Here is a 14,064-nt window from a genome sequence, read left to right as displayed (position 1 = left end):
AACTTTTGCGGATGAAAATCAATTATAGGAACCCACTTTTGAGTGTAATTTTTATGTTAGTTCTTTGTAATTCAGTTTTTTCGCAAAAAAACAACAGTTTTACAATCATTTTAGATGCGGGTCACGGCGGTAAAGATCCTGGGAATACTTATCATGGTTATAAAGAAAAAGAAATTGCTTTAAAAACGACGTTAAAGGTTGGGAAGTATCTGGAGCAGGATAAAGATTTTAAAATAATTTATACGCGCACAACTGATGTGTTTGTTGATTTAGAAAAACGACCAAAAATTGCAAACAAAGCGAATGCTAAACTATTTGTTTCTATTCATTGTAACTCGGTAAAGAATTTTGGTCCTTCAGGAACAGAAACTTTTGTGATGGGCTTGTCTCGAAGTAATATGAATATTGAAGTAGCAAAAAACGAAAACTCAGTAATTCTTTTAGAAAAAAATTACAAAGAAAAATATCTGGGCTTTGATCCTAAAAAGCCGGAATCTCTTATCGGTTTAAAAATGATGCAGGAAGAAAATTTAAACAGTAGCATCAATTTGGCAACAAAGATTCAAAGTAATTTCACAAAAAACCTCAACAGGCATTCAAGAGGAGTGAAGCAACAGCCTCTATGGGTTTTAGACGCAGCATATATGCCTAGTGTTTTAATTGAATTAGGTTTTCTTTCAAATCAGGAAGAAGGTGCATTTTTGAATTCAGATACAGGACAGGAGAAAATGGCTAAAGGCATTGCTGAAGCTATCATTAAGTATAAGAATGAATATTTTGGAGATTCTAAGAAAGCTTCAGTTGTATTGAAATCTGAAAGTTCGAGTTCTCAAAATCTTAAAAATGATAATTCAATAGACTCTGTTTATAAAGTACAGATTGCCGTAAGTCCAAGAAAATTGAGTTTGGTTTCAAGTAATTTTAAAGGTTTGAAAAACATATCCAGTATGAAAGGTGGGAGTTTGTATAAATATATGTATGGTGAAACTACGGATTTATTAGAAGCAAAAAAAATGGAAAAAGAGGCTAAAAACAAAGGTTATTCAGATGCTTTTATAATTGAGTTTAAAGATGGAAAAAGCGCTAGAGTGCGCTAATGTTGATAGAAAATAAGGACTAAATTTGTAGATTTGTAAAAATTTTTATGTTGAAACTAATGAATAATTATAGAAAAACTCCTGTAGTACTTGCAGTTTTAATGATGATGGTAAGTGCTGTTGTTTTTTCACAATCCGATCAAAATTTTAAGGTTACATTAGATGCAGGTCATGGAGCTCATGATTTTGGAGCTGCCTATAATGGGCATGTTGAAAAAAATATTGCCTTGGCTGTAGTGTTAAAAGTGGGTAAGATTCTTGAAGCATATCCTAAAATAGATGTTATTTATACCCGTAAAACGGATGTCTTTATAGATTTGGTAGAAAGAGCTAATATTGCTAATCGGGCCAATGCAAATATTTTTGTTTCGATACATTGCAATGCTAATCGTAATACAGCAGCTGATGGTACAGAGACTTATGTAATGGGTATGACCAAGATTGCTTCAAACTTAGAGGCAGCTAAGAAAGAGAACTCAGTAATTACGTTAGAGAAAGATTATAAGAGAAAATACGAAGGTTTTGATCCTAACTCTCCTGAAACGATGATTGGTTTTACTTTAATGCAGGAAGAATATTTAGATAATAGTATTTCATTAGCCAGTAAAGTAGAAGACCAATTTGCCCTTTTGGGGAAAAAAATTCGCGGAGGCGGAGTGAAACAAGCACCTTATATGGTATTGCATAAAGCTTATATGCCAAGGGTTTTAATAGAAATGGGTTTTATTTCTAATTATACTGAAGGAAATATTTTAGATTCTGAGGAAGGTCAAAATGATATTGCCAGAGCTATTGCTAATGCTATTATAAGTTATAAAAATGAGTATTTTGGAGGGGCAGATGATATAGTTTCTGTAAAACCTTCACAAAAAATGATAGAGCAAACACAAGAATCAGTAGTTGCACCAAAAACAGATGTTGAATCAAATAATTCGACACAAAATAATTCGACAAAAGTAAATTCAGATATTGTTTTTAAAGTGCAATTGGCTGTTTCTAAAAGAAAATTAGAATTACATCCTAAAAATTTCAAAGGATTGAAAAATGTTTCTATGGAATCTTTTGGTAAAAGTTATAAATATACATTCGGGGAAACCACTGATTATGAAGAATCAAAAAAACTTTTGGCGGAAGCGAAGGCTAAAGGTTTTGATTCTGCTTTTTTAATCGCGTACAAAAATGGCACCGAAATAGACATTCAGGATGCAATTAAATAACGTCAAGTTCTAATATTTATATTAAATTTGCAACAAATACTTATATTTTGAAAATTACAAGAGAAATTAAGACTGCGATTTTAGTAATCTCAGCTATTTTATTATTTATTTGGGGTTACAGTTTTTTAAAAGGAAAGGATCTTTTTAACAGTTATACCACTTTGTATGCTGAATATGATAGTGTAGAAGGTTTATCTCCTTCGGCAGCGGTAACGATTAATGGTTTAGTTATTGGTAAAATTGAAAAAATTACTATCAATCCTGAAAGTGGGAAATTATTAGTTGAAATGAATATTAAAACTGATTTTCCTATTTCTAAAAAGAGTTTGGCTACTATTTATGAGCCAGGATTTATCGGCGGAAAACAAATAGCAATTGAACCTGATTTTTCAGATAAATCAGTTGTTGAAAAAGGAGATAAGTTAGCCGGAAATGTTCGTTTAGGGATGACTGAGTCTCTAAGTAAAAAGTTAGTGCCACTTCAGGATAAAATTGAAAAATTATTAGTAAACGCTGATCAATTGTTGACTAGTGTTAATAATGTTTTGGACAAAAAGACACAGGAAAACCTAAAGAAAAGTTTAGCTGAATTAAGCAAAACAATGGAGCAGTTTCATCAGGCTTCTTCTGGTGTAAATTCTTTGATAGCTGAAAATAAAACGCAAATAAGCGGTATGGTTTCTAATTTCAACAAAGTATCTCATAATTTTTCTAAAATTTCCGATTCGATTAACAAAGCCGATTTAGGAAAAACAGTTAAAAGTTTGAATACTACTTTGGTTAAAGTAAATGGAATTATGGCTGGTTTAGAAGCTGGCGATGGAAGTATGGGGAAATTATTAAAAGACGATGCGTTTTATACTAATTTATCAAATACATCTAAGGAATTAGAATTGTTACTTCAGGATGTACGTTTGTATCCAACACGTTATGTGAACGTTTCTCTTTTTGGAAAGAAAAACAAGCCTTACAAAGGGCCAAATGATACCATTTCGAAAGCTAAAAAATAATATCATATGACTTATTTAGACAATATATTATTTGTAATCTTTTTAGTATTTGGAATTGGATATTTTACTAAAAATATAAAAAAGATCATTAGAAATATCCGGCTAGGTCAAAATGTAGACAGATCTGATAATGCTGCAGCAAGATGGAGAAATATGTCTTTAGTGGCTCTTGGCCAAAAGAAAATGTTTACTCGACCAATTCCTGCTTTATTGCATTTTATGCTCTATGCTGCATTTGTAATTACTCAAATTGAGCTATTAGAAATTATAGTTGACGGTATTTTTGGTACACATCGTTTTTTCAAAACAGGTTTAGGAGGTTTTTATACTTTCTTGATTAGTTTTATTGAAATACTATCATTATTAGCTTTAATTGCTACCGTTGCTTTTTTAGCTAGAAGGAATCTATTAAAATTACCACGATTAAATAAAGAAGAATTACTTGGATGGCCTAAAAAAGATGCCAACTTAATTCTTATCATGGAAATTATTTTAGTGTTGTGTATTTTTACAATGAACGGAACTGACGAAGTTTTATATTCATTAGGAAAGTCGCACTTTGAAGGAACAGGTTCGTTTCATTTTGCTGTTTCTCAATTTTTAGGTACAGCTTTTTTTGGAGGTATGAGTGAGGGCGCTTTACATGTTTTAGAAAGAATCGGATGGTGGGGGCACTTTTTAATGGTTATGGCTTTTTTAAACTATTTGTATTTTTCAAAGCATTTACATATTCTGTTAGCTTTTCCAAATACTTATTTTGCTAACTTGAAACCATTAGGAGAATTTGATAATTTAGAAGCTGTTACTAAAGAAGTAAAATTAATGATGGATCCTAATGCTGATCCGTTTGCAGCTCCTGCTGAAGGTGCTGAAGCTCCTGCAAAATTTGGTGCTAGTGATATACAGGATTTAAATTGGGTTCAATTATTGAATGCTTATACTTGTACCGAGTGTGGGCGTTGTACTTCTGTTTGTCCGGCTAACACAACCGGTAAAAAATTATCTCCTCGTAAAATTATGATGGATACCCGCGACAGAATGGAAGAAGTGGGGAGAAATATTGATACGAATAAAGGCGTTTTTGTACCAGATAACAAAGCTTTGTTGAATGATTACATCACTCCCGAAGAGCTTTGGGCTTGTACTTCCTGTAATGCTTGTGTGGAGGAATGTCCTGTAAGCATTAGTCCCTTATCTATTATTATGGATATGCGTCGTTATTTAGTTATGGAACAAAGTGCTGCTCCGGCTGCTTTAAATTCAATGATGACTAATGTTGAAAACAATGGAGCACCTTGGCCATACAATCAACAGGATCGATTGAATTGGAAAAACGAAATGTAGTTTAATCCTTAGTCGGTATGTGTTTGACCGATTAAGCAATTAAACATATCAACGATTAAATAAGAATTAAAATGTCAGAAAATTTGATAGTACCTACAATGGCAGAAATGCTGGCTCAAGGAAAACAACCAGAGGTTTTGTTTTGGGTAGGTTGTGCAGGTAGTTTTGACGATAGGGCCAAAAAAATAACTAAGGCTTTTGTACGAATTTTAAATAGTGCCAATGTTTCTTTTGCGGTTTTAGGAACAGAAGAAAGTTGTACTGGAGATCCGGCAAAAAGAGCAGGGAACGAATTTTTGTTCCAAATGCAGGCCATGATGAATATCGAAGTGCTGAATGCGTATGAAGCAAAAAAAATAGTTACTGCTTGTCCGCATTGTTTTAATACTTTGAAAAATGAATATCCTGAATTAGGCGGAAAATACGAAGTAATTCATCATACGGAATTTTTAAAGTCTTTATTAGATGACGGACGTTTAAGTATTGAAGGAGGTCAGTTTAAAGGAAAGAAAATTACTTTTCACGATCCTTGTTATTTAGGAAGAGCAAATAAAATTTACGAAGCGCCTCGTGACTTAATTGAAAAATTAGATGTTGCTTTAGTCGAAATGAAACGTTCTAAAGCTAACGGACTGTGTTGTGGAGCAGGAGGAGCTCAGATGTTTAAGGATGCTGAAAAAGGCAATAAAGAAATCAATGTCGAAAGAACAGAAGATGCTCTAGAAACTTCTCCAGACATTATCGCTACAGGATGTCCGTTTTGCAATACGATGATGACTGACGGAATAAAACACAAAGAAAAAGAAGCAGAAGTTAAGGTAATGGATATTGCCGAATTGATAGCTAATGCTCAGGATTTATAAATCAAATACAGACTAGTGATAATAATTTAAAGAGCCAGCTTTTTGAATCATCAATATTAGTTTATAACTCATATTTAATTATGTACGTACCGTTTGAAAATTTACCGGAGGAATCCAGAATTTGGATATATCAATCTAACAGAAAGTTTTCAGATACTGAAATGTCTGAAATCCAAAATGATTTGGAGTTGTTTTTAAATGGTTGGGCTGCTCATGGTACCAGTTTAGAAGCTTCTTATCAATTAAAATACAATCGTTTTATTATTATTGCTGTTAACCAGGAAGTACAATCTGCAACAGGTTGTTCAATTGATGCTTCGGTTGCTTTTATCCAAAAATTAGAGCAAAAGTACGGTGTTGATTTATTGGATAAAATGAATGTAACTTTCAAATTAGGGGAGCATATCGCTCATAAACCATTGCTTGATTTCAAAAAAATGGTGAAAGATAAAGCAGTTACTGAGAATACGATTGTTTTCAATAATTTGATTAATACTGTTCAGGAATTTAACGAAGTTTGGGAAGTCCCTGCAATAGATAGCTGGCATAGTCGTTTCTTTTAAATAGACTAAAACAAATAATTATGAAAAATAGAGACATCAAGATTTTAATTCTTTATGTCTTATTTTTTTTTGTAGCTGCCTGTAGTTCCACAAAAAAGAATAAGTCGGCAATTGATTTGCAAACAAATTCCAACCTAATAAAACTAAAGGAGCTTCAGCCTGAGATTTCGTTTACCAAATTAAATCAATTATATGATAGTTTGAATCAAGTTTCTTCTGAATCAGTGTATTATCGTTTTTTTGAAAATAACATTGCTGTTTTGAAGAATGAAAATGCTGTTTTACCTGTTCGAAATTTAGAAAAACAGAAAATTGCTTATGTGAAATTGGGAAATGCTTTAAATGAATCTTTTTTGACAACACTGCGACAGTATACAGAAGTAACTGAAATTACAGATACGAATTTGGTAAGTTTACAAGCAAAATTAACGGGATTTTCAACAGTTATCATTGGTTACCATCCAATGGAAAATAATGTTGAAACGATACAGTTTTCAGCTAATGAATTGCTATTGATTAATGTTTTAGCGCAACAAAATTCAGTTGTTTTAGATGTTTTTGCATCTCCTTATGTTTTGACTTCCTTAAAGGATTTGAGTGCGATTAAAGGTTTACTTGTTTCCTATCAAAATTCGTCAATTGCCCAAACAGTTTCGGCCGAATTAATTTTTGGTGCTATAAATTCGAAAGGAAAATTACCAATTAATTTATCGTCATCAGTGACTGAAAACTTAGGTCTTTCAACTGAAAAACTAAATGTATTTGGGTTTTCTACTCCTGAAAATATGGGGATGGATCCATCTGTTTTGTCAAAAATTGATATAATTGCCGAAAGAGCAATCAACGGAAGAATGACTCCGGGAATGCAGATTTTAGTAGCAAGAAAAGGAAAAGTAGTTTATCAAAAGGCTTTTGGTTATCATACTTATGAAAAGGAAATTCCAGTTTCAAATTCAGATATTTATGATTTGGCTTCACTATCTAAAATTATTGGTACATTACCTAATGTGATGAAAGTATATGATGAAAAAAAGGTGAATATGTTGACAACTCTGGATTCGATGTTGCCTGTTTTTAAAAATTCGAATAAGAAAGATATCACATTCAAGGAATTATTGTCCCATTATGCGAGTTTGCAAGCTTGGTATCCTTTTTATAAAAAGACCATTGATAAAAAAGGAAATCCATTAGAGAAATATTACAGCAAAGTAAGAAATGAAAAATTCACTATTAAAATTGCAGATGATTTGTTTTTAAGATCAGATTATCAGGATAGCATTATGAAAATTATTGCTGATAGTAAATTGTTACCAAGGAAAGAATATAAATATAGTGATTTCACTTTCATGATTTTGAAAGCTTATTTGGAACATATTTCGGGAAGAAAATTAGATATTTTGAATAATCATAATTTCTTTCAGCCAATGGGTTTAAATAACACGATGTATAATCCAATTGGAAAAAAAGATAAAAACCAAATTGTTCCTTCTGAAGTAGATACTTATTTCAGACATCAACTTGTTCAGGGTTATGTTCATGATCTTGGCGCTGCAATGCAAGGCGGTGTTGCCGGTCATGCAGGTCTTTTTTCGAATAGCATGGATGTGGCCAAAATGATGCAATTGTATTTGCAAAAAGGAAATTATGGCGGTAAACAGTATTTTTCTGAAAATACTTTTAATGATTTTAACCATTGCTATTATTGTTTCCAAGGGAATAGAAGGGGAATTGGTTTTGATAAACCACAATTAGGTAATTCTGGTCCTACTTGTGGTTGTGTTTCTATGACTAGTTTTGGACATACCGGCTTTACCGGGACAATGGCATGGGCTGATCCAGATAAAGAAATTGTCTATGTTTTTTTGTCTAACAGAACCTATCCTAATGAATCTCAAAACAAATTATCGAAAGAAAATATTAGAGAAAACATCCAATCGGTTATATATGAATCGATTAAAGATGCTAATTAAAACGTAAATGTGACGTCTAGTTTTAGCCTTCTTTTAAGAAATTACGACTTTATTTTTATTAATTTAGTCGTATTAAAAATTACAGATGAAAATAGCAATTGTTTGTTATCCTACCTTTGGAGGTAGTGGTGTAGTAGCTACCGAATTAGGATTAGAATTAGCTCGTTTAGGACATGAAGTGCACTTTATAACTTATAGTCAGCCAGTACGTTTGGCTTTGTTAAATCCTAATGTTCATTATCATGAAGTAAATGTTCCTGAATATCCTTTGTTTCATTATCAACCTTATGAATTAGCCTTGTCAAGTAAATTAGTTGATATGGTTAAACTTTATAAAATTGAAATTTTACATGTGCATTATGCTATTCCGCATGCTTATGCGGGTTATATGGCAAAACAAATGTTAAAGAATGAGGGAATTGAAATCCCAATGATTACAACACTGCATGGGACAGATATTACCTTAGTAGGTAATCATCCTCATTATAAACCGGCTGTTAGTTTTAGTATCAATAAATCAGATGTGGTAACTTCGGTATCGCAAAGTTTAAAAGACGATACCTATAAACTTTTTAATATTAAGAGGGATATTCATGTGGTTCCTAATTTTATTGAGCTGGATAAAAATCGTGAATTTACGGGGGCTTGTCAGCGTTCCCTTTTAGCAAAAAAAGAAGAAAGAATTATTACTCACATCAGTAATTTTAGAAAAGTAAAACGAATTCCGGATATCATTAGAATATTTCATAAAATCCAGCAACAAATTCCGGCTAAATTGTTGATGGTAGGGGATGGGCCTGAAAAAGAAAAAGCAGAATATTTGTGTCAGGAATTAGGAATTTTAGATAAGGTAATTTTCTTTGGAAACAGTAATGAAATAGATAAAATTTTAAGTAACTCTGATTTATTTTTGTTACCATCTGAAACCGAAAGTTTCGGATTAGCAGCTTTAGAAGCGATGGCTTGGGGAGTTCCGGTTATTTCAAGTAACTCAGGAGGTTTACCTGAAGTAAATTTTGACGGCGTTTCAGGATATTTAAGTAATGTGGGAAATATTGATGAATTGGCAGAAAACGCTTTAAAAATTCTTAGAGATGATGCTGTTTTAAGTCAATTTAAAGAAAACGCTTTATCAGTCGCTAAGAAATTTGATATCAAACATATTTTACCATTATACATTGATATTTATGAGAAAGCGATTAAGAAATATGTCAAAAAATGCAACAAACATTTGACAAAACCAGACTGTGAATAAATAATAGAAAAATGAAAAAAAGTATTCTCGGATTACTTTTGCTGACAATTCTGTTTTCTTGTAAATCTTCAGTGAATGTAACAGAAAAGAAACCATTATGCGAAGTTTTATTGGAACAAAATGACGGAGGAGGTAATATTAATTTCTACGAAATTTTGACTGAACCGAAGGAAATTAAGATGTTGCAAAATGATGAAAAATTAAAAAGAAAGATAAGTACCAATGATTTACAACAATCAAATTTTGTTATTCTTAATATGGGCGAAAAGCCCACAGGAGGCTATTCAATAACTGTAGATAGTGTAACTGAAACCGATACTAATATTGTAATTAAAGTAAAAGAGATTAATCCTGAGCCAGGAGCAATGCTTACACAAAATATAACTTATCCATATACAGTGATAAAGATTAATTCTAAGAAACCAATAACTGTACAATAAAAAAAATGCCACTAGAAATAGTGGCATTTTTAGGAGTATATGTTGTTGAATTAGAATTGGTATCTGATACCTAAAGCGATATCTGGTCCAAAATTATCATTTCTAAAATCATTAGAATTGAAGTATATTTCAGGTCTGATGTCTAAAGAAAGTTGAATAGGCACTTCGTCAAAACCATATTCGATACCAAGGTCACCAGCAACAAAAGCAAAAGTACCACTATCATTAACAGCATTGTTGTCAATACTCCAACTTCCTAAACCTCCACCTACACCGGCATACCAGTTGAAACCTCCATCAATGTTCCATACCCATTGATAGATACCAGTTAATTTAAAGGCATCAACACTATTGTTGTTTCTCCAACCTAAGTCTAATTCTAAACGGTTGTTGTCTGACAATCCTCTTTGGTAAGAGATTTCTCCACCAAATCCGTCGTTGTCTCCTAAACGTAAACCTAAAGCATTTTTTGAAATTTCTTGAGCTTGAGAGCTAAATGCTAATCCCATTAGCATAAAAGCTGATAAAATAATTTTTTTCATAATTAATGTTTTGTTACATACAAATCTACAATTATTCTTAAACGTGACATTTATTATATAATTATAATATGTTATAGAATTCCCATTTTTTTTTAATCGGAAACGAAATACAAAAAACTATTTAGTAAGTATAATTGAGGCAATAAGCTGTTCTCCAGTTAGTTCTTCTTTTTCTAGAATGTTTTCAGTTTCTGTAAATTCTGATTCTTGATAACGAAATAATTTCCATTTTTTTCGATTATATTCTAATGCAGTTAGATTCTCTACCCAATCTCCCGAGTTTAAATACATTGTAGAACCGTTTTTATTCGTTTTTTTTAGCACTTTAGGTTCGTGAATGTGACCACAAATCACATAATCATAATGGTTTTCTATGGCTAATTCGGTGGCGGTTTCTTCAAAATCTGAAATATGTTTGACTGCTTTTTTAACACTGGCTTTTATTTTCTTTGAAAAGGAATAAGGTTCCTGTCCTAATTTTTTCAGACACCAATTAATAAAGCGATTCATCAGAATGAGATAATCATAACCTAAACCTCCTAGTTTAGCAATCCATTTGGCATGATTTACAGATGCGTCAAAAACATCTCCGTGGAAAATCCAGGCTTTCTTTTCGTCTAGTTCTAAAACAATTTTGTCAGCAAGGATGAAATTTCCCATATTCATTTCGGTAAATTTCCGAAGCATCTCGTCATGATTTCCTGTAATGTAATAGACTTTAGTCCCTTTTGAAGCAAAACTTATTATTTTTTGGATAACTTTTAAATGGGATTTTGGGAAATAGGATTTTCTAAATTGCCAAATATCAATAATATCGCCATTTAACACCAGAATTTCAGGTTTGATAGACGACAAATAGTTGTATAATTCTTTGGCGTGACTTCCATAAGTTCCAAGGTGAACATCGGATAGTACAACTACTTCGACTTTTCTTTTTTTCAATTGAATAATGAATTTGTTCCTGATACAAAATAACATTACTTCAATCTATTCGATATAAAATTAAGGTTAACAAATAGCTTAAGAATTGTAAATAAAAAACACTTTTTTTAAAATTAGTTTACAATCTTTAAACCTTTAATTTTTAAAGCTAAAACTAAAATATTACATTTGTTCAAAATTAAAAATAATGGCAGGAAATAGCTACGGAACCCTATTTAGAATAACAACTTTTGGAGAATCACACGGTGAAGCTTTAGGTGGTGTAATTGATGGTTGTCCATCAGGAATAGCATTAGATTTTGATGCTATTGAAGTAGAAATGGCAAGAAGAAAACCAGGACAATCGGCGATTGTTACCCAAAGAAAAGAACCGGATGCTGTACAATTTTTATCAGGAATTTTTGAAGGGAAAACTACTGGAACACCTATTGGTTTTATTATCCCAAATACGAATCAAAAATCAGACGATTATTCACATATTAAAGATAATTATAGACCAAGTCATGCTGATTATGTGTATGACCAAAAATACGGATTTAGAGATTATCGTGGTGGAGGAAGAAGTTCTGCTCGTGAAACTGCGAGTAGAGTAGTAGCGGGTGCTATTGCTAAGCAAATGCTGTCTGATATTAAAATTCAGGCTTATGTTTCTGCTGTGGGGCCTTTATCATTAGATACACCTTATAATGAATTAGATTTTTCTAAAATAGAATCTAATCCTGTTCGTTGTCCAGATGAAGCAATGGCGGCTACAATGGAAGATTATATCAAACAAATTCGTAAAGAAGGAGATACAGTAGGTGGAGTTGTTACTTGTGTGATTCAAAATGTACCTGTTGGATTAGGAGAACCTGTTTTTGATAAATTACATGCCGAATTAGGAAAAGCAATGCTTTCAATTAATGCGGTAAAAGGTTTTGAATTTGGAAGCGGATTTGAAGGTTCTAAAATGAAAGGAAGTGCTCACAATGACTTATATAATGCCGACGGAACTACCAAAACGAATCTTTCTGGAGGAATTCAAGGAGGAATAAGTAACGGAATGGATATTTATTTTAGAGTTGCTTTCAAGCCTGTAGCAACGATCATGCAAAAACAAGATTCTCTAAATAATAAAGGAGAAATTACCGAGATGACAGGTAAAGGTCGTCATGATCCATGTGTTGTGCCAAGGGCAGTGCCTATTGTTGAGGCCATGGCAGCAATTGTATTGGCAGATTTTTATTTGATAAATAAAACTTACAATAAATAGTATAAAAGGATATAAAAAACGCAGTCAAGAGATTTGGCTGCGTTTTTAAGTTTAATCAAGAACAAAAACTTAAGAATTTAATGCATTCAACTACAGATACAAAAAAGAGTTTATTTGCTAATTTGACTACTCAAATACTAATAGCAATGCTATTAGGAGGGATTTTAGGGATTTATATTCATACAAACTTTGATGCTGACTTTGCCAAAGATTTTAGTGATACCATCAAAATTTTGGCCACTGTTTTTATTCGTTTGGTACAAATGATTATTTCACCTTTGGTATTTACAACTTTAGTAGTTGGAATTGCTAAATTAGGTGATGTGAAAACAGTTGGAAGAATTGGAGGCAAAGCGCTAGCTTGGTTTTTTAGTGCATCTTTTATATCCTTGTTAATAGGAATGTTTTGGGTAAATGTATTAAAGCCAGGTGTTGGTCTTAATTTGTCTAAAGCAGATGTTACAGCTGCCACTGAAGTAACTGAAAAAACACAAAATTTCTCAGCTCAGCATTTCATTGAGCATATCATTCCTAAAAGTATTTTTGAAGCTATGGCTACTAATGAAATACTTCAAATAGTCGTTTTTTCAGTTTTTTTCGGATTAGCTGCTGCTGCTATAGGTAATTATGTCAACCCAGTTGTCAGTGCATTAGATAAAACTTCACATATCATTTTAAAAATGGTAAATTATGTAATGAAGTTTGCTCCACTTGGTGTTTTTGGTGCTATTGCAGGAGTTTTTGCCATAAAAGATTTGAATGATTTGGTTATAACTTATGTAAAATATTTTAGCTCCTTTTTAGTTGGGATTTTGTCTTTATGGACTTTTTTGCTGCTTGTAGGTTTTATTTTCCTTCGAAAGCGAATGAAAACTTTATTAAGTCATATTATCAGTCCTTTGATTATTGCTTTTGGAACTACAAGTAGTGAAGCTGTTTTTCCTAAAATCACCGAAGAATTAGAACGTTTTGGTGTTAAAGATAAAATTGTTTCTTTTATGTTGCCATTAGGATATTCGTTTAATCTTGATGGAAGTATGATGTACATGACTTTTGCGAGTTTGTTTATAGCACAAGCTTATGGTATAAATTTGGATTTAGGGACACAAATGGTTATGCTTTTAGTTTTAATGCTTACCAGCAAAGGAATTGCCGGTGTTCCCAGAGCGAGTTTAGTAATTGTTGCTGCAACTTGCGGAATGTTTGATATTCCTGTTGAAGGGATTGCATTGATTCTTCCAATTGATCATTTTTGTGATATGTTTAGAACAGCAACGAATGTTTTAGGAAATGCATTGGCTACTTCGGTTGTGGGAAAATGGGAAGAAGGAAAAGAAAATTAATGTTATATTTAATAAATAAAAAACGCTGGTTAATACCTAGTCATGGTCGGAAGATTATTCTTCCGACTTTTTTTGTTATATAAGTCATATAAATCAATAATTAGATCCATAATTTTATGTGTTTATATTGCTTAAATGAATGAAATTTCTTATATTTATAATTGTAAATATAGATATAATGAGTACTTTTAGAGATCACAAAATTTCACTTAAACAGATTTTAGAG

The 14,064-nt window shown here is 32.1% G+C and carries 13 protein-coding genes; 11 read left to right on the top strand and 2 right to left on the bottom strand.

All coding sequences use genetic code 11. The features are described from left to right. The first annotated feature begins 11 nt into the window (after positions 1–11). From AAEO59_RS08235 to AAEO59_RS08195, 9 genes are all read left to right on the top strand, one after another. Entirely contained in the window at positions 12–1,097 is a 1,086-nt protein-coding gene (locus AAEO59_RS08235) for an N-acetylmuramoyl-L-alanine amidase family protein (RefSeq protein ID WP_341700256.1), read from the top strand. Between the two features lie 59 nt (positions 1,098–1,156). Next, a complete protein-coding gene (locus tag AAEO59_RS08230) occupies positions 1,157–2,314 on the top strand; it encodes an N-acetylmuramoyl-L-alanine amidase family protein (protein WP_341700255.1) in 1,158 nt (385 codons plus the stop codon). Between the two features lie 47 nt (positions 2,315–2,361). After that, a complete protein-coding gene (locus AAEO59_RS08225; RefSeq protein WP_341700254.1) occupies positions 2,362–3,324 on the top strand; it encodes an MlaD family protein in 963 nt (320 codons plus the stop codon). Between the two features lie 6 nt (positions 3,325–3,330). After that, complete coding sequence (locus tag AAEO59_RS08220) at positions 3,331–4,668, top strand: (Fe-S)-binding protein (protein WP_341700253.1); 1,338 nt, start codon at positions 3,331–3,333, stop codon at positions 4,666–4,668. Between the two features lie 71 nt (positions 4,669–4,739). Continuing rightward, a complete protein-coding gene (locus AAEO59_RS08215; RefSeq protein WP_341700252.1) occupies positions 4,740–5,531 on the top strand; it encodes a (Fe-S)-binding protein in 792 nt (263 codons plus the stop codon). Between the two features lie 80 nt (positions 5,532–5,611). Continuing rightward, a complete protein-coding gene (locus AAEO59_RS08210) occupies positions 5,612–6,094 on the top strand; it encodes an ABC transporter ATPase (protein WP_341700251.1) in 483 nt (160 codons plus the stop codon). A gap of 20 nt (positions 6,095–6,114) precedes the next feature. After that, positions 6,115–8,064: a serine hydrolase domain-containing protein gene (locus AAEO59_RS08205; RefSeq protein ID WP_341700250.1), complete on the top strand. Its 1,950-nt coding sequence runs from the start codon at positions 6,115–6,117 to the stop codon at positions 8,062–8,064. A gap of 85 nt (positions 8,065–8,149) precedes the next feature. After that, positions 8,150–9,319, top strand: a complete 1,170-nt coding sequence (gene bshA, locus AAEO59_RS08200; RefSeq protein WP_341700249.1) for an N-acetyl-alpha-D-glucosaminyl L-malate synthase BshA — start codon at positions 8,150–8,152, stop codon at positions 9,317–9,319. Between the two features lie 11 nt (positions 9,320–9,330). Next, the gene (locus AAEO59_RS08195; protein ID WP_341700248.1) at positions 9,331–9,759 is read left to right on the top strand and encodes a protease complex subunit PrcB family protein; all 429 of its coding nucleotides are present in this window, start codon (positions 9,331–9,333) and stop codon (positions 9,757–9,759) included. 50 nt (positions 9,760–9,809) lie between these two features. On the opposite strand, the gene AAEO59_RS08190 is transcribed toward AAEO59_RS08195, so the two are convergent. Then, positions 9,810–10,301: a hypothetical protein gene (locus AAEO59_RS08190; RefSeq protein WP_341700247.1), complete on the bottom strand. Its 492-nt coding sequence runs from the start codon at positions 10,299–10,301 to the stop codon at positions 9,810–9,812. Positions 10,302–10,418: 117 nt separating this feature from the next. Beyond that, entirely contained in the window at positions 10,419–11,243 is an 825-nt protein-coding gene (locus tag AAEO59_RS08185) for a UDP-2,3-diacylglucosamine diphosphatase (RefSeq protein ID WP_341700246.1), read from the bottom strand. 187 nt (positions 11,244–11,430) lie between these two features. Here AAEO59_RS08185 and aroC point away from each other — a divergent pair, with 187 nt between their 5' ends. Next, on the top strand, positions 11,431–12,495 hold the full coding sequence (gene aroC / locus AAEO59_RS08180) for a chorismate synthase (protein ID WP_341700245.1): 1,065 nt from the start codon (positions 11,431–11,433) through the stop codon (positions 12,493–12,495). 80 nt (positions 12,496–12,575) lie between these two features. Further along, on the top strand, positions 12,576–13,838 hold the full coding sequence (locus tag AAEO59_RS08175; protein ID WP_341700244.1) for a dicarboxylate/amino acid:cation symporter: 1,263 nt from the start codon (positions 12,576–12,578) through the stop codon (positions 13,836–13,838). Positions 13,839–14,064 lie beyond the last annotated feature (226 nt).

The sequence above is a fragment of the Flavobacterium flavipallidum genome, assembly GCF_038289905.1.
GTDB lineage: Bacteria > Bacteroidota > Bacteroidia > Flavobacteriales > Flavobacteriaceae > Flavobacterium > Flavobacterium flavipallidum.
This window is presented reverse-complemented; position numbering and strand designations above follow the sequence as displayed.

Bases quoted from the DNA above. Each gene is read 5' to 3' on its own strand.
- AAEO59_RS08235 (WP_341700256.1), top strand. From the start codon at position 12: ATGAAAATCAATTATAGGAACCCACTTTTGAGTGTAATTTTTATGTTA.
- AAEO59_RS08230 (WP_341700255.1), top strand. From the start codon at position 1,157: ATGAATAATTATAGAAAAACTCCTGTAGTACTTGCAGTTTTAATGATG.
- AAEO59_RS08220 (WP_341700253.1), top strand. From the start codon at position 3,331: ATGACTTATTTAGACAATATATTATTTGTAATCTTTTTAGTATTTGGA.
- AAEO59_RS08215 (WP_341700252.1), top strand. From the start codon at position 4,740: ATGTCAGAAAATTTGATAGTACCTACAATGGCAGAAATGCTGGCTCAA.
- AAEO59_RS08210 (WP_341700251.1), top strand. From the start codon at position 5,612: ATGTACGTACCGTTTGAAAATTTACCGGAGGAATCCAGAATTTGGATA.
- AAEO59_RS08205 (WP_341700250.1), top strand. From the start codon at position 6,115: ATGAAAAATAGAGACATCAAGATTTTAATTCTTTATGTCTTATTTTTT.
- bshA (WP_341700249.1), top strand. From the start codon at position 8,150: ATGAAAATAGCAATTGTTTGTTATCCTACCTTTGGAGGTAGTGGTGTA.
- AAEO59_RS08195 (WP_341700248.1), top strand. From the start codon at position 9,331: ATGAAAAAAAGTATTCTCGGATTACTTTTGCTGACAATTCTGTTTTCT.
- AAEO59_RS08190 (WP_341700247.1), bottom strand. From the start codon at position 10,301: ATGAAAAAAATTATTTTATCAGCTTTTATGCTAATGGGATTAGCATTT.
- aroC (WP_341700245.1), top strand. From the start codon at position 11,431: ATGGCAGGAAATAGCTACGGAACCCTATTTAGAATAACAACTTTTGGA.
- AAEO59_RS08175 (WP_341700244.1), top strand. From the start codon at position 12,576: ATGCATTCAACTACAGATACAAAAAAGAGTTTATTTGCTAATTTGACT.